At 32.9% G+C, this 19,091-nt stretch carries 13 protein-coding genes; 6 read left to right on the top strand and 7 right to left on the bottom strand.

Annotated elements, in window-relative coordinates:
• Positions 1 to 39: 39 nt before the first annotated feature.
• On the top strand, positions 40 to 1,836 hold the full coding sequence (gene typA / locus AC3ITQ_RS21930; protein ID WP_072972968.1) for a translational GTPase TypA: 1,797 nt from the start codon (positions 40 to 42) through the stop codon (positions 1,834 to 1,836).
• 108 nt (positions 1,837 to 1,944) lie between these two features.
• Here typA and AC3ITQ_RS21925 read toward each other — a convergent pair whose 3' ends face one another.
• The 3 genes from AC3ITQ_RS21925 to AC3ITQ_RS21915 are packed head-to-tail and all read right to left on the bottom strand — an operon-like array spanning position 1,945 to position 6,063.
• Positions 1,945 to 4,296: a T9SS type B sorting domain-containing protein gene (locus AC3ITQ_RS21925; RefSeq protein ID WP_489236195.1), complete on the bottom strand. Its 2,352-nt coding sequence runs from the start codon at positions 4,294 to 4,296 to the stop codon at positions 1,945 to 1,947.
• 15 nt (positions 4,297 to 4,311) lie between these two features.
• On the bottom strand, positions 4,312 to 5,148 hold the full coding sequence (locus AC3ITQ_RS21920) for an ABC transporter permease (protein WP_489236194.1): 837 nt from the start codon (positions 5,146 to 5,148) through the stop codon (positions 4,312 to 4,314).
• A gap of 3 nt (positions 5,149 to 5,151) precedes the next feature.
• Entirely contained in the window at positions 5,152 to 6,063 is a 912-nt protein-coding gene (locus tag AC3ITQ_RS21915; RefSeq protein WP_489236193.1) for an ABC transporter ATP-binding protein, read from the bottom strand.
• Positions 6,064 to 6,172: 109 nt separating this feature from the next.
• On the opposite strand from AC3ITQ_RS21915, the gene AC3ITQ_RS21910 reads away from it, so the two are divergent.
• A complete protein-coding gene (locus AC3ITQ_RS21910) occupies positions 6,173 to 7,225 on the top strand; it encodes a hypothetical protein (RefSeq protein WP_056196099.1) in 1,053 nt (350 codons plus the stop codon).
• 106 nt (positions 7,226 to 7,331) lie between these two features.
• Positions 7,332 to 8,192: a hypothetical protein gene (locus AC3ITQ_RS21905; RefSeq protein ID WP_489236192.1), complete on the top strand. Its 861-nt coding sequence runs from the start codon at positions 7,332 to 7,334 to the stop codon at positions 8,190 to 8,192.
• A 185-nt stretch (positions 8,193 to 8,377) separates the two neighbouring features.
• Here AC3ITQ_RS21905 and AC3ITQ_RS21900 read toward each other — a convergent pair whose 3' ends face one another.
• Positions 8,378 to 12,112, bottom strand: coding sequence for a metallophosphoesterase (locus AC3ITQ_RS21900; RefSeq protein WP_489236191.1), 3,735 nt, complete (start codon positions 12,110 to 12,112; stop codon positions 8,378 to 8,380).
• A 26-nt stretch (positions 12,113 to 12,138) separates the two neighbouring features.
• Here AC3ITQ_RS21900 and AC3ITQ_RS21895 point away from each other — a divergent pair, with 26 nt between their 5' ends.
• Complete coding sequence (locus AC3ITQ_RS21895; protein ID WP_489236190.1) at positions 12,139 to 13,317, top strand: Pycsar system effector family protein; 1,179 nt, start codon at positions 12,139 to 12,141, stop codon at positions 13,315 to 13,317.
• A gap of 196 nt (positions 13,318 to 13,513) precedes the next feature.
• On the opposite strand, the gene AC3ITQ_RS21890 is transcribed toward AC3ITQ_RS21895, so the two are convergent.
• Positions 13,514 to 15,880: a GAF domain-containing protein gene (locus tag AC3ITQ_RS21890; protein WP_489236189.1), complete on the bottom strand. Its 2,367-nt coding sequence runs from the start codon at positions 15,878 to 15,880 to the stop codon at positions 13,514 to 13,516.
• 226 nt (positions 15,881 to 16,106) lie between these two features.
• On the opposite strand from AC3ITQ_RS21890, the gene AC3ITQ_RS21885 reads away from it, so the two are divergent.
• Positions 16,107 to 16,859, top strand: coding sequence for a glucose 1-dehydrogenase (locus AC3ITQ_RS21885; protein ID WP_489236188.1), 753 nt, complete (start codon positions 16,107 to 16,109; stop codon positions 16,857 to 16,859).
• 74 nt (positions 16,860 to 16,933) lie between these two features.
• A complete protein-coding gene (locus AC3ITQ_RS21880) occupies positions 16,934 to 17,515 on the top strand; it encodes a TetR/AcrR family transcriptional regulator (RefSeq protein ID WP_489236187.1) in 582 nt (193 codons plus the stop codon).
• Positions 17,516 to 17,604: 89 nt separating this feature from the next.
• Here AC3ITQ_RS21880 and AC3ITQ_RS21875 read toward each other — a convergent pair whose 3' ends face one another.
• Both AC3ITQ_RS21875 and AC3ITQ_RS21870 read right to left on the bottom strand, forming a co-directional pair.
• A complete protein-coding gene (locus tag AC3ITQ_RS21875; protein WP_026984812.1) occupies positions 17,605 to 18,663 on the bottom strand; it encodes a nucleoid-associated protein in 1,059 nt (352 codons plus the stop codon).
• 44 nt (positions 18,664 to 18,707) lie between these two features.
• Positions 18,708 to 19,067 (bottom strand): four helix bundle protein, encoded by a 360-nt coding sequence (locus AC3ITQ_RS21870; RefSeq protein ID WP_489236185.1) that lies wholly within the window; start codon positions 19,065 to 19,067, stop codon positions 18,708 to 18,710.
• Positions 19,068 to 19,091: the final 24 nt, after the last annotated feature.

The raw sequence follows: 19,091 nt of genomic DNA, 5'->3' as shown, positions 1-19,091 counted from the left end.
CAAAATAAAGTGTACCTTTGCACCCATTAAAAATCACAGATGGAATCTATTAGAAACATTGCAATTATTGCCCACGTCGATCACGGTAAAACCACTTTGGTTGATAAAATTATGTATCACTGTCAGTTATTTCGCGATAACGAAAACACAGGTGATTTAATTCTTGATAATAACGATTTAGAGCGTGAGAGAGGGATTACTATTACTTCTAAAAACGTATCAGTTCAATATAAAGGAACAAAAATCAATATTATTGACACTCCAGGCCACGCCGATTTTGGAGGTGAAGTAGAACGTGTATTGAACATGGCCGATGGTGTATGTTTGCTAGTGGATGCTTTTGAAGGTCCAATGCCACAAACTCGTTTTGTATTACAAAAAGCTATTGACTTAGGTCTTAAGCCATGCGTAGTTATTAATAAAGTAGACAAAGAAAACTGTACTCCTGAAGAAGTTCATGAAAAAGTTTTTGACTTAATGTTTGAATTAGGTGCTGAAGAATGGCAGTTGGATTTTCCAACAGTTTATGGTTCTGCTAAAAACAACTGGATGTCTGATCATTGGGAAAACGTAACTGATAATGTTGAAGCATTATTAGATATGGTTGTTGAAAATGTACCAGCTCCTAAAGTTTCTGAAGGAACACCACAAATGTTAATTACTTCTTTAGATTTCTCTGCCTTTACAGGTCGTATTGCTATTGGTCGTTTAGAAAGAGGTGTTCTTAAAGAAGGTATGCCAATCTCATTAGTAAAAAGAGATGGTACTGTATCTAAGTCTCGTATCAAAGAACTTCATACTTTTGAAGGACTTGGTCGTAAAAAAGTACAAGAAGTTATTGCTGGAGATATTTGTGCAATCATTGGAGTTGAAGGTTTTGAAATTGGTGATACTATTGCTGATTTTGAAAATCCTGAAGGTCTAAAAACGATTGATATCGATGAGCCTACAATGAGTATGTTGTTTACAATCAACGACTCACCTTTCTTTGGTAAAGAAGGTAAATTTGTAACTTCTCGCCATATTAGAGAAAGACTTACAAAAGAATTAGAGAAAAACTTGGCTATGAAGTTAGGTGAAACTGATTCTGCTGATAAATTCATGGTTTTTGGCCGTGGAGTACTTCACTTATCTGTTCTTATTGAAACAATGAGAAGAGAAGGGTATGAGTTACAAATTGGTCAGCCACAAGTTATCATCAAAGAAATTGATGGTAAAAAATGTGAGCCAATTGAGGAATTGACAATCGATTTACCAGAATCGCTTTCTGGAAGAGCAGTTGAATTCGTTACAATGCGTAAAGGAGAAATGCTTTCTATGGAAACTAAAGGGGAACGTATGATTGTAAAATTTAATATTCCATCACGTGGAATTATTGGATTACGTAATCAATTGCTTACTGCTACTGCTGGTGAGGCTATTATGGCACACCGTTTTATAGGATATGAGCCGTACAAAGGAGAAATTGCCGGACGTAACAAAGGTTCATTGATTTCTATGGAAAAAGGAAAAGCTATTCCTTATTCTATCGATAAATTACAAGATCGTGGTAAGTTTTTCGTTGAACCAAATGCTGAAATTTACGAAGGTCAGGTAATTGGAGAAAACTCTCGTGGTGACGATATGTGTGTAAACGTAACTAAAGAGAAAAAACAATCTAACGTTCGTTCTTCTGGAAATGATGAAAAAGCCAGAATTATTCCACCAATTATTTTCTCTCTTGAAGAAGCTTTAGAGTATATTCAAAAAGATGAATATGTAGAGGTTACTCCAAAATCAATCCGTTTAAGAAAAATTTATTTGACTGAAACTGATAGAAAAAGATTTAAAATCTAAGGATTTAATTTTCAATAGAAAAATCCCAAATTCCAATTATAGGAGTTTGGGATTTTTTATTTAAGATCAATATTGGAATTTGGAATCTTTTATTTGGAATTTGTTAGTTTATCTTTTTAAACTAAAATGCCCTTTAACATTTTTGCCGTCATCAAAAGTTAAAGTAAACCAATAATCGTCTGAGGGTAGTTCCTGGCCATTAAATTGCCCGTTCCATCCAGTACTGTTTTTATTCATTTGTTTTAGTAATTTACCGTAGCGATCAAAAATAAAAATTTTATAATCAGGAAGCAGACTGGAATTTTCAATTGCCCATAAATCATGATAAGTATCTCCGTTTGGCGTAAAATATCTTGGGTAGTCTAAAACAATTATCTGAAAAGTGTTAGAAGGTCCGCAGCCATTTTTATCTCTTGCAACAGCATTGTAGATACCTGGTTCTACGTTGTTAAACATTGGTTCATCCTGAAAGCCAAGGCCATCTATTGAGAATTCATAATTTCCAGCACCGGTATATTCAAGTAAAACTGAATTGTCATTAGCAGAAAAATCCTTGATTACTGCTCCGGTTATTATTGCAGGTTCTGATAAAATAACTTTAAAAGTTTTAGTTTTTTTACAACCATTAGCATCTTGTACGGTGACCGAATAATTGCCGGCATCATAAGCTATTAGTGAATTAGTGGTATTCGTAGGGTCAGTGTTCCATGAATAGCTGCTAAAACTGGGATCGACAGTTAAGGTTATATTACCATCTTTACATAAAATTACTGACTCGTCCTCAAAATTAGGCGGATCAAAAGTGTTTACAACAAGTGTTATAGGTGTAATATCATAACAATCGGGTCCATTTACAACTCTGGCATAAATGGTCTGGGAAAAAGCGGTAGTGTTTTTAAAGATATTTGGAACTGCACCGGTTTCTGTTACTGCATCAGTCGCTGTTAGGTAATATTGTACAGTTAGTCCGTTTGGTAGCCCGAAAACGATTTGTGAAGTTGCTTCCGCATTTAAATCAAATTGATAGAAACCGTCCTGAATTCCATCTTCATCACATGTTTCTATTGGGTTTTGATTTGCTATCGTGTTATTAGAAATTTGCAATGTGACTTCAGCAATTTTATAGCAGCCGTATTTATTTTCTAATCTCGCAAAAACAACTTGATTGAGCGATTTATTTTGATATTTATCAGGAGTTGAAATAGGGTTTGTTTTTGCTTCAGCATTGGCCGCTGATTCATAATAACCGCTATTTAAAATTTCGGAATCATTATTTTTTATAATGTTATCTGCTTTGGTTAAATTGAAAATAGATATCCCATCTGTATTATCATCACATTGTACTAGAGAAGTATTTGTTGAAGGAATTTCCGGAGCATAATCAATCTTTATTTCACCCGATAGTGTACATGTTGTACTTATAACAGTTGCTTCAACCTTGTAGGTTCCGGTTTCTGTAACTTCAAAAGTTGAATTTGTACCCAGAATGGTAGCAGGATTGTCTTTTTTATACCATTTAAATGTATAGTCTGAAGGAGAAAGTTTGCTGTCTAAAAGGATTTTTTCTTGAAAACAAGCGGGATTATTGGTTGCCATTGTACGGTCTTCTCCAAGAACAATTTTTGAAGCAAAACTACCTGCTTCAAGGAAAATTGCTGAATTTTGATATCTAACGTCAGCATCGCCGATTACCAATTTTACATGGTATTTTTTTCCTGTAACTACAGTGCTTTGAGCAGTCATAACCACAGTTTGTCCTGCATAATTTATTGGACTGGTATTGGTGTTCAATCCATTAAAATAGCTTGCATTTGAAGCTTCACAGCCTGTATATGAAATACCACCAGGTCTTGTTCCAGGTTCAATTTTCGGATGAATGTTTATAGAAGAAACTGGTATGCTGGTATTCGGTATTACAGCTAAATTTTTATACGGATCAGTAGTTCCGGCTTCTTTTATTAAAAAAGCAAATCCGTCTGAATATTGGCAAGGATAATTATACTGATATTCATTTGAAGCAAAAACATAATTAAAGCTTAATAAACTTGTATAAGCAATAAAATCAAATTCTAAAACTGTAGTATTTAAGGAATTAATGCTGAGTATTGCATCAAGATCGCTGTCATTGCCCCACTGAGGACTATCGCCAGCACCTTCATTTGCATCACTACTAAATGGTCCAACTGCACTTTGAGCTGTTGATGTTACTAAAACAATACCTTCATTAAAAGGAAAATTGCTTCCGTTGTTATTAAAATAAGCAAAACTTTGTTTTCCTGGGGTAAAAGTGTCTCCGCTACCAGAAAAATTTGAAGCGGAGGCACAAGAGCTATTGACTAAAGTGTTTTCAATAAGTTGTTGCGGTGATCTTTGATCATCAATAGTTATGACCTGTGCATTTACCTTTGCAGACAGACAGCATAAAAATAAAACGATTAAAAAACTTTTTGCCTTATTCATAGTATAACAAATATACTATAAATCTCGATTTTTTAATAATTTGTAAGAGAAGTAAACAAATAAAGCAGTCCATGCCAAAACGATTACTATCGTGAAGTAATTTACACTATAATCCATGTCAGTTTCGATTCCTATTTGAGAACCAATATTTTTAACAACTGATAATCGAGGTCCTGGATTTACAATTAAGTTTGACATAGCTTCTAGAGGAAGAAATTGCATGATTTTCTCATCTGTATTACTTTCTGGAAAAATTTTGAAAGCCAGAATACCTTTTAAAATTCCTTCAAGAATACTCCACACTAAAAGAAAACCTAGTGCAAAAGCAGAACGTTTTACCAAAATTCCAAGAAATAAACAGAATGAAAAGAAACCTGTCAGCTTTACGAAAAAAGCTAAAAGATAATCTAAATCACTAAAAATAATACTGAATTCTGTATAAGAAGAGAAAAATAATCCTAAGATTAAGCTCATTACAAAAACAAAAACCGTTGAAGCAAATGCAAACAAAACTACTGTTAAAAACTTGGACAGAATAAATTCTTTTTTGCTTAAACCGTCAATTAAGTTTTGTTTTAGAGTTCCGTAGCTATATTCATTAGCCATCATAGAGACAATAACTATGGCTAGGAAAAACTTAAGGATTGCGGCAACATAAGTATTAAAATGCCAGATAAAAGGAAAATTAAAAATTCCCATTTCGGCCAAATGAAATTTAAAAACGCCTATGTCAAATTTTATAGCAGCGATAAGCGCTATAAAAGAAAGTAATATAAAATAAGTTAATGTTAAAATGCGGCTGGCTTTATTCATCCAGATTTTTTGAAGTTCTATAGAGATAAGTCTGTTCATGGTTTAATTTTTTTGGATGGTGGCGTTTTTGGTTAATTCTAAAAATTGTGCTTCTAAACTGTTTTTGCGTTTTACTAAATGACTTAAAGCAATATTTTTAGAAAACAAAAACTGATTAAGTTCTGAAGCTGATAATTCTGATTTTAAGTACACCAAAATTTTTCCATCTTCTTCAGTAATTCTGTCTATAGAAGAATGTTCTTGTAAAGCTGTTTTCAAAAGTAAATTGTCATCGGCCTGAACTTCAAAGAAACCTTCATTAGCCGACATTCCGTCAACCGAACCGGAATATAAAATTTCGCCTTTTCTCAGAACAATTACGTGCGAACATACTTTTTCTACTTCATCTAATAAATGAGATGCCAGTAAAATAGTAGTTCCTTGTGAGGCGATTTTTTTAATAATATCACGAATCTGATGAATTCCTTGGGGATCTAATCCATTTGTTGGTTCATCCAAAATCAAAATTTCAGGATCGTTCAAAAGTGCCGAAGCAATGGCTAAACGCTGTTTCATTCCTAATGAAAAAGTACTGAACTTGCTGTCTTTTCTTTCGGACAACCCAACCAAATCCAATTTTTCATTGATTTTAGTATAATTGATGCTTTTTATTTTACAAACCAGTTTCAGGTTTTCTTCAGCTGTCATGTACGGGTAAAAGTTGGGTCTCTCAATAATAGCGCCCACTTTTTTCAAAGCTTCATGTGTTTGCATTTGTCCGTTGAACCAGCGATAATCGCCTGAACTCCTGTTTACAACACTAAGTACAATTCCTAAAGTAGTCGATTTTCCACTTCCGTTTGGGCCTAGAATTCCGTAAACACGGCCTTTTTGTATTTCAAAAGATACATTTTTTAAGGCCTGAATACGCCCGTATCTTTTACTAAGATTTTCAATGGTAAGAATGGTTTCCAAATTTATTTCGGTTTTAGTTTTTAGTATGACGATCCAACTTGTATATTGTTACGCTAAATTTATTTATATCATGCGATTGATGTAAATTTGTACTAAAGATATTTAAAAAATGAGTGAACCTTTAATGGTTTTAAAAAAACCGTCTTATCCTTTAACACCTTCTCTTTTAAGTTATTTAGAACGCTACGAACGGATCTCGAAAGTATCTGTGTTCTATGATGATTTGTTGCGATTTGCTGGTTCTATAAATGTCTACGATAAAAATGAAACGGATACTCTGTGGATTCGCGTTTATTACAGCGAGTTTGAAAGAAATGAAATTGACTTAAATCTGAAAAAAATCTATTCGCTTTTGCATTCTGATGGGAATAGCGAGATTATTCAGTTTTTAAATATTGATGCTATTGATTATTGCACTTTCGGAAATTCAAAACCTTTCCGAATTAAAGTCCGAAATATTCTCAATGATAATTACGTTCATTTTTATATTAAAAAAGCAGATGCTTCAAGAATTTATGGTTTAGAATTAGAGGATATTCTTTCGCCGGATAAAATCAACTTTTTAGTTTTTAAAGATACTTTAATCGAAGAGCACATCATCGGAATTCCGGGTGACGTTTTCATGGATACTTTATTGGATAGCTGTACTGAAATGGAAAAGTCTCAAATTGCAAAAGAGTTTGTAAAGTTCAACGAACGCTGTATGATTCGTCTTCTGGGAGATATGCGTGCGTATAATTATGTAATTGTCCCGATTCATGATTTTGATCAGGTAGTTTATAAAATACGTCCGATTGATTTTGATCAGCAGTGTTATGAAGGGAATTTTAAAGTCTATCGTCCTCAGTTTTTCAAGGAAAATTATCCAATGATAAAACTGATTAAGGAGAAATTAGAAGAGCGTTCGATTATTCAATATAAAGATGAGGAAAGAGCAATTTTAGCGAAACGTATTCATTCTGCCGAAAACAGAATTAAAAAACTATTGAATATAATGTGCCACGATACTATTTCGACAGAAGAACATTTGAATCAACTAAAAATGGAATTGTACCGTTATACTAATGATATGAAATTTAAAAATGCCAAATCAATGGGACATATTATGTTCGCGGCATTTGAATTTATTACTCGTAACTTTAAAAACACGAATTTGATTTAACTTTTTGCCACAGATTTCACAGATTAGAAAGTTTTTTTTGGAGATTTACTTTGTGAAATCATTTTAATCTGTGAAATCTGTGGCTAAATAAAAATAAATGTATACTATGAAAAAGTCTTTGTTAATTATATCTTCTCTCGTTTTATTAGCTTGTCAGCAACAATCAGACAGTGATTTGAAAACGCTTTATTCGCTTCCGAAAAAGTTAAAAGAAGTTTCCGGAATTACTTATTTTTCAGATTCTAAATTAATTTATACGCTGGAAGACAGTGGAAATAAAAATGCTATTTACGCTATAAATTCTGAAGGTAAATTAGATAAAACGATCACGATTTCAAATGCAAAAAATGTAGATTGGGAAGATATTACGAAAGATAAAAATGGGAATATTTACATTGGAGATTTTGGAAATAACGACAATGAACGAAAAGATCTTTGCATATATAAAGTAAATAAAAATCAGCTCAATAAAGATCAGGCTTCCGCCGAATATAAGATCTCTTTTTCATATCCGGAACAAACAGAATTTCCTCCAAAGAAAAAAGAAATGTTTTATGATGTTGAAGGCTTTTTTGAACACGGAAACTACTTTTATCTTTTTACAAAAAACAGAAGTAAGGGATTTGACGGAACTGCTTTTATTTATAAAATAGCAAATAAACCAGGCACTCAAAAAGCAACTAAAATTGGAGAGTTTAAAACTTGTAATAATTATAATCATTGCGTGTTAACCAGTGCAACCATTAGTCCTGATGGAAAAAAAGTAGTACTATTAAGCCACGATAAAATTGTTTTGTTCAAAGGTTATAAAGGAGATTTATTCCACAAAGGAACTCAAACAGAAATAAACCTAAATCACTTTTCTCAAAAAGAGGCCGTAGTTTTCAAAGACAACAACACTTTACTGATCGCCGACGAAAAAACAAATAAAGTAGGAGGTAACGTTTACGAGTTCAAATTAAAATAAAGTAAGGTTCTAAGACGCTAAGGTTCTGAGGTACTAAGAAAAAAATAGGCACGCATTCACGAATTATTTATTACAAATAACTTGTGAATGCGTGTCTAAAAAATCTTTGTTACTTTGAGCCTTTGCAACTTTGAACCTAAGAAAAAGCCTTAGAACCTCAGTCCCTCAGAACCTTAGCGCCTTTTTTAAAAACTATATGCCGCTCCAAAAATAACTCTTCCCACTTCATCAGGAGATTGGAAATAAGAGATTCTTGCTGTGATCACGTTGATGGCATTCAACCAAAGTCCGCCTCCGTAATCCTGATGCCATTTTTTAGAATCTTCACCGTCAAGCCAAATTCTTCCGTAGTCAAAACCTCCTAAAATACCATACGTTAAAGGAGCAACTGTACGTTGAATTTTTCCAATGCTAAGTCTTAAATCTGTACTCTGAGAAAAATACGAATTTCCTAGAAAACGTTCGTTTCTATAACCGCGTAAATCGGTATCTCCACCTAAAGCAGCACCTTGATAAAATTCGTAATTGTTGTTTAAAATGGCTTTTCCTTTTAAGATGGTAGCCAAAACTAACTTGCCATTTTTATCAATTTTATGCGTAAATCCAAGAATACTTTCCAGCGTTGGGAAATTTTGCTTCGTTTCGTTTAAGTTTGCTGTCCAGGTGGCTGCAAGCATAAAGGCCATTCCTAGAGTTGGTTTTGCAGCAAAATCAGCATTTTTAAAAAGATATTTTACTTTTAATCCTCCATAATTCTGACTGTCGAAAACAGCCGGATTAACTATATTGGGAGTATCGATATACCTGTTTTCTGTTTCTTCAACTGTCATTCTCTGATAAATAGGCTGTACGCTAAACTCGCTGCCATAACGCCCAACGTGTCTGATTGCACCTGAAACATTAAATTTTCTGATACGAACACGGTTATAATCCAATCCTAGTTCATCATCATTATTTACCGTTTCATTTCCGTAACCAAAGTAGTTCATTGCAAAATTTGGCGTTGTATACAATGATTCAACATCTATAACCCACTTACCTAATAAGCCCGGAAAATGTGCCGCATAATTAAACTCTAAACCGCCAGTAGCAAAATAGTAAAAGGCATTAAAAATATGTCTTTGTGTATATGGATTTTGTTTGAAATTATTTACCGTATAATTTAAATTAATACCGACTTTTACGCCGTCATCAGGGTTGTAGCCAATATTAGGCAGACCTGAAAAAACATTGTATTTTGGTTTTTCATAATTATACAAATTCACATCATAATCATCTGTAAGTTCCGTTTTTGTTTTAGAATCCAGATTATAAGTGTTTTCTTTTGATTTAAAATCGTAAACAATAACTTTTTTTCCGTTCTCAATGTTGTAAGTATCATTATTTTGACCACCAATCAAACGGATTTTAATATCAGACTTTTGTTCTCCTGTAACCTGAAAAACATCGGCATCATCTAATCCGTAGATCCACAGATTTTTAGTTTTGTCATCTTTTACTGTTTTAGTATAAACCAATTCATCGCCCTCTTTTTTTATTCTGAAAACCTGAATTTCAATATTTTTTCGGGCATTATGATTTAAAATAAATTTGTCTTTTTTATCTGTTCCTGCAATCATTACCGTTTTATTAAGAACATCTGAGTATTCTGAAGCGTATTTCTGTAGCTCTTTTTTTCTGCTCTTTAGTTTTTGCTTGATGTCTTCAATCGTTCCGTCCTGAACTTCTTTAGGTAAATTTTTAAATGCATTATCAATGTCGCTGTCTGATAAATTTTCCTGAATATATTTAGCCTGTTCAATCCAGTCTTTTTCTTCTGCGGTTTTTAAGAAAGCCAAATCTAATGGGTAAGGTTCTCTATTAAGCCATTTCACATTATCGATTTTGCTTTTAAAAGTTCTCATATGACGAATTGCCGGAACGTTCATTAAGAGTGATAGTAAAGTTCCGTCGTACTTAGGGAAAGCCTGATCACGATCGCGTGGAATAGCCTTGTAAACTACTTTATCGCCAATTTTGTGTTCTGCCCAACGCCATTGATCACTATGTCTGTCCCAATCGCCAATAAGCATATCAAATAAGCGAACTTTTATATATTCTTTTTCATCAACTGAATATTTTTCATCTTTACGAAGATTGGCCATCATATCATCTGTACTAATAATATTAGTTGGTTTTCCAAAGTTCTTTCCATCAAGATGATTGTCCGCAGGTCGCTCTTCAACCATATATAATTGATCTCCAAAATTCGAATTGAATTCTTTTAAACCTTCCTGTTTCGGAATATAATACAAAACCGGATTAGTATGCAAAAGCCCCAATTGATCTGATAAACTGGCAATTGCGTAAGGAGTATAAGGATGTGTAGTGGTGTAAAAATCTAAAAGAAAATCTTCAGCATAAGTTTGTTCAAAATCATTTACAACATATTGATCTTTAAAAGCAACAGACTGTAAAAATACAGTGGCGCTTTTTTTCATCGCACGCATTACATATTCTCTTCCTTTTGGATCAGACATTCTTAAGGAAACAGATTGATGTCCTCCGCCTTCGCGAATAGGTTTTAAACCGCCTTTTAAAGTATCTAAAGTAGCAGTTTTGGCTTCAATAGGCATGCTGTAATATTTTCTGTAATGCTGACCGAATAAAAATTTATGAAAGATGCCTTTGTCCGTCATTTTAGCCGAATAAATAGAAGTCGTAACTGTTGATGGGAATTTATTTGGAACATTTGCAGCCCAGTTTATTTCTTTCGCTTTAATGATTTCGCGTTCAAAAAGCATTTTTTCGTGATTATTTTCGTTTCCAAAGAAATTTACTTTTGCATCACCGCTTTTGAATAAAGTCAGGGTTGCATATCCATTGCCACCATAAGAAAAATCAGTTGGATTGACAGCTCTTGCTGCTTCAGATTTAGATCCGGCACCACTAATAATCTGCGTGATGTTTTCGTTATTGATATATTGCAGATTGTGATCATGTCCTGAAACTACAATAACATTTTTTTGGCCTTGTAATAATGTTTTAATTCGCTTGGCATAAATGATATATTGTTTGTTTTGAAGATCCTGCGGGCTTACTCCGGAAGTCTTTCGAAGTAAATTAATAAAAGAGCCAATTACTGGCAGTGGAATTTTTTTCTCCAAAGGAAATAATTGTTTTTCCCACGAATATTGTCCACCGTGTGATCCATTGCTTAATAACGGATGATGAATCGCCAGAATAACCGTTTTCTCCTGATTTTTATTTAAAATGCTTTCAAGTTCTTCAAAAAAAGCTTCGCGGGTTTTAATATCACAATTGTCGTTTATTGTCGGGTGGTTGTCCCAATCTTCCAGAAACCATTCACTGTCAATGGTAACTAATGTAGCTGTACTGTCAATTTTTACATCTTCTATCGGACAACTTTTTCGAGGAAGAAATGCTTTTTTATCATTAAGATATTTGGCCACAAAATCAGACTGATTTTCTAAACCCTTTATTCCACTGTACCAATCATGATTTCCCGGAATCATAATGGTTTTTCCTTTAAATCCTTTGGTTAATTTTAATTGATTGGTAAGTTTGGTTTCGGCTAAAGGCTTTTGTGAATCGTTTTTATCAGCAGGATAACCTTTGGGATAAATATTATCGCCCAGGAAAACTAAAGTCGATTTTTTACTCGCTTTTTTTAGCTTTTCGTGTAATAGTTCTAAAGTTTGTTGTGCCTGCTCTTCATCTGCATTTCCTGCATCACCTACTAAGAAAAAGGTGTGCGCAATTTTTATAGTGTCTGTTGCGTTCTCTGTTTCGTGAGTGCTAACATTTTTACCATATTGGGCTTTATGCGTCGCACAGGAATTAAGCAAAAGCACTAGGGTTATTACAAAAGAATACGTTTTAATCTTCGTAATAAAATGGTTATACAAAAACAATTTCATAATTTAGTGGTATAAAAATATTCTCAATGAATCTTATAGAACAATCCGAAGATTTCGTCAGTAATTTACTCAAAGATAAACTTTCTAATTTATATTCTTATCATAATCTCAATCATACTTTAACAGTTGTAAGTGCTGTAAAAGAGTTGTGCAAAAAAGAAGAAGTAAAGGGAGAAGAAAAAGAACTTTTGCTTGTGGCAGCCTGGTTTCATGACACCGGATACATTGTAGGTTTTGAAAATCACGAAAAGGAAAGCGTGAAAATTGCAGCTGCTTTTTTGAAAGAGAAAGGCCAATCTGATGATTTTATCGAAAAAATTTCTAACCTTATTTTAGCGACAGTTAAAGAATATATTCCGAAAACGCTTTTAGAAAAGATCATTAAAGATGCTGATTATGCACATCTTATGGGCAATGAGTATGAGATTACCTGCGAATTATTGCGTTTAGAACTCAAAAATGCTTTTAATGTTTCATATTCAAATGCAGATTGGGCGAAAGAAAATTTGAGTTTTTTAATGAACAAACATCGTTTTTATACTGATTTTGCATTGAAAAAATGGCAGCCTCTTAAAGAAAGAAACATACTTTTGGTTCAGAAAAGAATTGAAAAACAAGAACAGAAGGAGGCTGATAAAATGGAAGAGGAAAATAAAAAGAAAGATAAAGTAGAGAAACCTGATCGCGGTGTTGATACTTTGTTCCGTGTAACTTTGGGAAATCATACACGATTAAGCGGTATTGCTGATAGTAAAGCGAATATTTTATTGTCTGTAAACGCCATTATTATTTCAATTGCACTTTCGTCTATTATTCCAAAACTAGACAGTCCGAGAAATGCACATTTAGTGATTCCAACTTTTGTGATGCTGATTTCTAGTGTAACAACAATTATTTTTGCCATTTTGTCGACGCGACCAAAAGTAACTTCCGGATTTTTTACACGCGAAGATGTTGAAGCGAAAAAAGTGAACTTGATGTTTTTTGGGAATTTCTACAAAATGCCATTGGTAGAATACGATTGGGCGATGAACGAAATGATGAAAGATCGTGATTATCTGTATTCAACCATGATCAAAGATTTGTATTATCTTGGATTGGTTTTGCAGCGAAAATACAACCTGTTACGAATTGCCTACAATATTTTCATGGTTGGACTGATCGTAACAGTAATCTCGTTTGTGATTGCTTTTAAATCAATTTAATTGTGGTTAAGAATTTTAAACACATCGAAACATAGATACTGAGAATTTGGTAAAGGCGTTTCACTAATCTAAAAACACATAGCTATGTGTGAGAAACATGTTTCTTTTATATATCCTTTTTTCAACACATAGAATCTATGTTTTCTATGTGTTGAATTAAAATTTTAAACAGAAAATTCAAAAAAGCTCAACTAAATTAATTGAGCTCATCTAATAAATCCTGATAGGTGATTTTTTTCGCCGGACTTGCAGTATTGTTAATCACTTTGACGCGTATTGCTCTCAATCCTGAAACACCCTGGAGATCTTCAACTTCAAATTGTTCGATAGCAGGTTCCAGAATTTTTTTGTGTTGTAAATATTTGATGTATTTCAAATACTCCGTTTCTTCGTTATTTTGAGAATAAACAATTGTGATTTTTTCTTTTTCTGTAATTCGTTCTTGTGTGCCTTTGATATTTGCTTTATCAATTCGTTTCTTCACGACTTCATATCTGGCATTGTAAGTGCCGTCAACATCAAAACGTTTTTCATCCATTCTAAAACGAATCGAAAGCGGTGCACTGAAAACCAAAATTAAAGAAGTCACATCCAATTCGTATGGTAATGATTCCTTAAGCTGATGGTGCTCTAATTCCATTTCGCATAAAGTCTGCAGCTGCCACAAACGTAAATTGTGCAGATACATAATATCAAAAGGTTTTGTTGGTGAAATTGATGCTCCAATGTATAAATTATGCTCGACACCATCGGTTTTAAAACGCTCGTAATAATGCGGATAAATTTGCTGTGCGTCTAATTGTTTTCTATCTAGAACAGAAGCTAGTTTCTTGTTGATAATAGACATTGCATTATCAAACTTCTTTCTCTCCTGATAAAATAAACCTGTTTTTTCATCTAAATTTTCAAAATACAATTGTTCTAATTTTTCGTTTTTAGCAGAACCTTTTGTGTTTTTTAAAATCGGATGAATTTCTTCTTCAATATATCTTTGAATATGTTGCTCTGTATCTGCTTTTAGTGGAAAATCCAATTCGTTTCGAAGCGATTCCAACTCAAATTTTCTTTGTTCCAACAGCACCAGATTTGAATTTGGTTTCTGATTATCAAAAATTTCCAAAAGTGTACTCAGCTGACTTTTTAAATCTCTTTTTACAGTTTCATTTCGATGCTCAGATGAACCTTTAATATCAATTTGTCCATATAAAGGATATACATTTTTAAAAACGATTTCCTTAAAAATATAATCTTTTGTAGGATTGTTGTTTTGAAAGTAATTTTGAGATTCTTTTCTGAATTTCCAGTAAACACTAGGGTGTATCGTGGTATATTCACGTTGAATGATCGCTTCAATCTGGTGTTGCATATCCGTATTATAACGATCAATAGTATCTGTTAAATAGGGAAGGACCAATTCCAGTTTTTGAGCATTCACACTATTTAAAGCTCTTGAGTTAGAAGAAACCAACTCTAAAACGCCCAATAAATGATCGTCTTTTATAACCGGCGCAAAAATACAGCTCTGAATACCTTGTTTTAATAAATGCTCTCCCATTTTTTTGTTTGGAGATTCTTCTATAAATTTTGTTACGTTTGAAATAACGAAAGGTTCTTTTTTATTTAGTAAATTATCAAAAGAACATCCAAAAAAGGCATTTTTGCAATCAACTTCCTGATCGTTTGAAAGTAAAAAACTCTCTAGCTGACTTTCTAATTTTGCAGGTTTAACGAATTTTTCTTCTTCAGGATTGTATATAATGAAACCTACTTTCAAATCAGGAATTTTAAATATTGATCTGAAAATATTGGCTACAACCTCGTCAGTTGTAACAGATTCTCTATCTGGTTTAAGTAAATTACTTTTCAAATTTGAAATGGAACTTTCTGTAGTGGCGTCAAACAAAGAAACAATTCCGAAACCTTTTAATATCCAGCTTCCTTTAGGGAATTTAGATTTCCAAAGTTCAAGATTATCATAGTTGTCGATTAAGTTATCAATATCATCCTGAGTTAATTGTATTGCATTTTCTGTTGGAGTAATTTCCATAAAATCTGCATTATACAAAATTCGATAATGTTTTTCGATACCTTCTTCATCCGGAATATCGTAGAAAAACGGTCTGTTGAAATCGATGTGTTGTTTGTAATAACTACTTAGAATTAAACAACAGTTGTTGATATAGAATTGGTGATCATCAAAATCACGAATTTCCATGTAAAATTCGTCGCCTGCATTACGCAGGATTTTTTTGAAACGCTCTGTATAATTAAAAGATATATTTTGAAAAGGAATGGTAACGGCTTTTATTTCATTTTGAGTTAAAGCTGTTGGGAATAGATCAGCTAAAATGTATTTGATTAAGCCTTCATTGTTTTTGATTATGGAATAATCCTCAATTCCTGTTCTTAACTCGGGAATTGATTCTATTTGTTGTAGTATAGCCTTAGCATAGTTTGCACGATAGTCGATATTTGAGGAAGCTATTTCTTCAAAAGATTCGATTAGCTTGTGAAAAGAAATGATAGTTTTAAAAGGACTTTCGTTATGTAAATGAATATCCATCTTTTTTGTTTTTAGGTTACAAAATTAAGCATAATTTAAGAATGTTTTACATTTTACAATCTCTTTCATTTATAGTTCCATAGACGTAAACCTTGTATTTATTGGCCGTTTTAAAGCAGTGAATTATTTTAACTAAAAATTAACGCTAATTATAACGGAACGATCGTTCCGTTATAATATCTTTGTACCATAATAATGAATAATCAATAAGTTAAAAATAAATAAAATGAAAAATTTAGAAAACAAAGTTGCAATCGTGACTGGAGGAAACAGCGGAATTGGGTATGCAGCAGCAGCTGAATTAGTTGCTAAAGGTGCAAAAGTAATTGTAACAGGAAGAAACAAAGAAGCTTTGGTAAAAGCAGAGCAGGAATTGAATGTGACAGGAATTGTTTCAGATCAGGCTGATTTGAAATCTATTGATGCACTAGTAGAAGAAGTAAAAGTAAAATTTGGGAAAGTAGACATCTTATTCTTAAATGCAGGAATTGCTTCTTTTGCGCCAGTTGAGTCTGCTTCAGAAGAACATTATGACAGCATTATGAATGTCAATGTAAAAGGTGTTTACTTTACAGTTCAAAAAGTATTACCAATATTAAATGATGGAGGTTCTATTATTTTTAACACTTCTATAAACGCTCACGTTGGTATGCCAAATTCAAGTGTTTACGCCTCAAGCAAAGCGGCAGTTTTATCTTTAAATAAAGTTTTTGCTACCGAATTAGCACCACGAAAAATCAGAGTAAACGCCGTTTCTCCTGGTCCTGTTGAAACTCCTCTTTATGGAAAATTAGGTTTAGAAAAAGAACAAGTAGACGGATTTGGAGCCGTTTTAGGAGAGAAAATCCTATTGAAACGTTTTGGACAAGCTTCTGAAATTGCTAAAACCGTTGGATTTCTTGCTTCTGATGACGCATCATTTATTACTGGAGCTGAAATTGTTGTGGATGGCGGACTTACTGTTAACGCTGTAGTATAATTTTTTTGAAAAAATTCAGGAACGTTTGTTCCGTATTTTTTGTATCTTTGTAAAGTAATTTTAATTTTGAAGTCATGGCTAGAACAAAAGAATTTAATGAAGATCAGGCTTTAGACAAAGCAATTGAAATATTTTGGCACAAAGGTTATAACGGAACTTCGGCGCAGGACTTGGTAACACATTTAGGTTTAAGTCGTTCTAGTTTATATGATACTTTTGGTGATAAGCAAAAGCTATTTAGTCAGTCTCTGCAACGTTATCAAAAACAATCGCAGGATCAGGTTATAAAGCTTTTAGAGGAATCTAAGAACATCAAAGAAACACTTCATGACCTTTTTAAACAGGCAATTATAGAAAGTTTGCAAGACCGAATTACAAAAGGTTGTTTTATGGTAAATTCTTCTGTAGAACTTGCTATGCACGATGAAGAAATAGCAAAAATTGTTAAAAATAACAGCCAGGTCATGGAGGAAGTGTTTACAAAAGCAGTTCAAAAAGGACAGGAAGCCGGACATATTTCCAAAGCAATTGAAGCCAGAGTATTAGCCCGGTTTATTTTTAATAATTATTCTGGAATTCGTGTTTTGGCCAGAACAGGAGAAAGAGATAAACAAGTTTATGATGATATAGTAAAGGCAATGTTTTCTTTATTGTAATTATAAATTTCAAATAAAAAAACGGCAGGTACAATTTGTATCTGCCGTTTTCTTTTGTAGTAAGTAAGTAATAGAAAATGAATGACTTCTTAGCTTTTTTCTTCTTTATTGAAATACACTAAGTAGTAATACATTTGTTTTTCTTCATCCCAGCCTTTTTCAACAAATTTCTCTGCGCTTTCAGGATTGATAAAATCCATCTTAATCTGAATATGAGTATCCAGGTTAATAACGTTTTTAATCGATTTTCTGGCGTCAGAAACTGCTGCGTTTGCAATAGGGAATGAGGTTACATCTTCGATGCTGTATTTTTCTCCTTTATCAACTTTGTAGTTTTTAAATTCAGGAATTAAGTCCGGATTGTCTAATACTTCATTCAGGAAATTTTGCTCTTCAAACTGATCATTTTTAGCGAAATAATTCACAGATCGGTTCATAAACATTACTTCTTCTTTCTTGTCTTCTGCTGGCAAAACAACATCTTTTGCGAAGTTTTGACAGAATTTTAAATATTTTTTAGTGATGAAGTTTTCATCTTCAAAAGCATCAACAGATAAAAAGTGCTCTAACCAGTAGCGCGCATCATAACGGTTACTATCAACAGTTAGAATTTTATATCCTTCTTCTTTTTTATAGTTGAAAATCAAACATCCTTTATCTAATTTACTCAGGTTGATACCTTGCTGTAAAATCATTTCCAGGTTGCTGTCTTTTTCTTCAAATTGTAAAAAGTCGGCTTGTAACTCACTTTTAAAAATTCCGATAGCATCAACAACATTATTGTCGATACTTAAATTGGTTAAGTACGTTACATAAACCTCTCCGTTTTTAATATGCGGATGATTCGATTGCTCAAATAAATGTGTAGTAATTTTTTTTGAGATCTCTTGTAAATTCCCCGGATTTGTAAAAATCTCAGTCGCATATTTAAACATGTCGTTGTAATCCAAATCGACTTCGTGCGCAAACTGATAATAGTTTTCTTCTTTCTCTCTAAAAGGTTTAAAAAAGTACTCTTTTATCAGAGGTACAATTTCATCATTCAAATTAAAAGGCTGTTCCGATAAAAAAATCGCTTCGTTTCTGCTTTTGTTTCCTACGCGGTGTATCGCAAGCGTCTCGATGTGGGTGTTGAAAAGGTTGATCATATTTTTTTAGGTACTGAGGTTCTTAGATGCTAAGGTACTGAGGTTTAGTTTCTGTCTTTTATTTTTTTAATAAAAGAAACTAACATTCTTTCTACTTTGCGGCTGTCCTCATATAAGTTGTTAAAATCGTATTCTTTTAAATAAGATATGTTTTTTGCGATTTCTAATTGCGTTTGCATTTCGAATAAAGATCCAACGGAAATGTTTAAAAATCGTAAAAGTTCTTTATCGCTTTCTCTTCCAAATCCTTCTGCAATATTGCTTGGAATAGATATCGAACTGCGTCTAATTTGTGAAGTTAATCCGAAAATTTCTTCTTTTGGGAAATTATTTGTTGAAAAGTAAATCTTTGTGGTCAAGGCCATTGATTTTTGCCAGATAAGCAGGCTTCTAAAATTGCTCATTTTTACATATTTTAATTAATTTGA

Source organism: Flavobacterium sp. KH_001, assembly GCF_057840745.1.
This window is presented reverse-complemented; position numbering and strand designations above follow the sequence as displayed.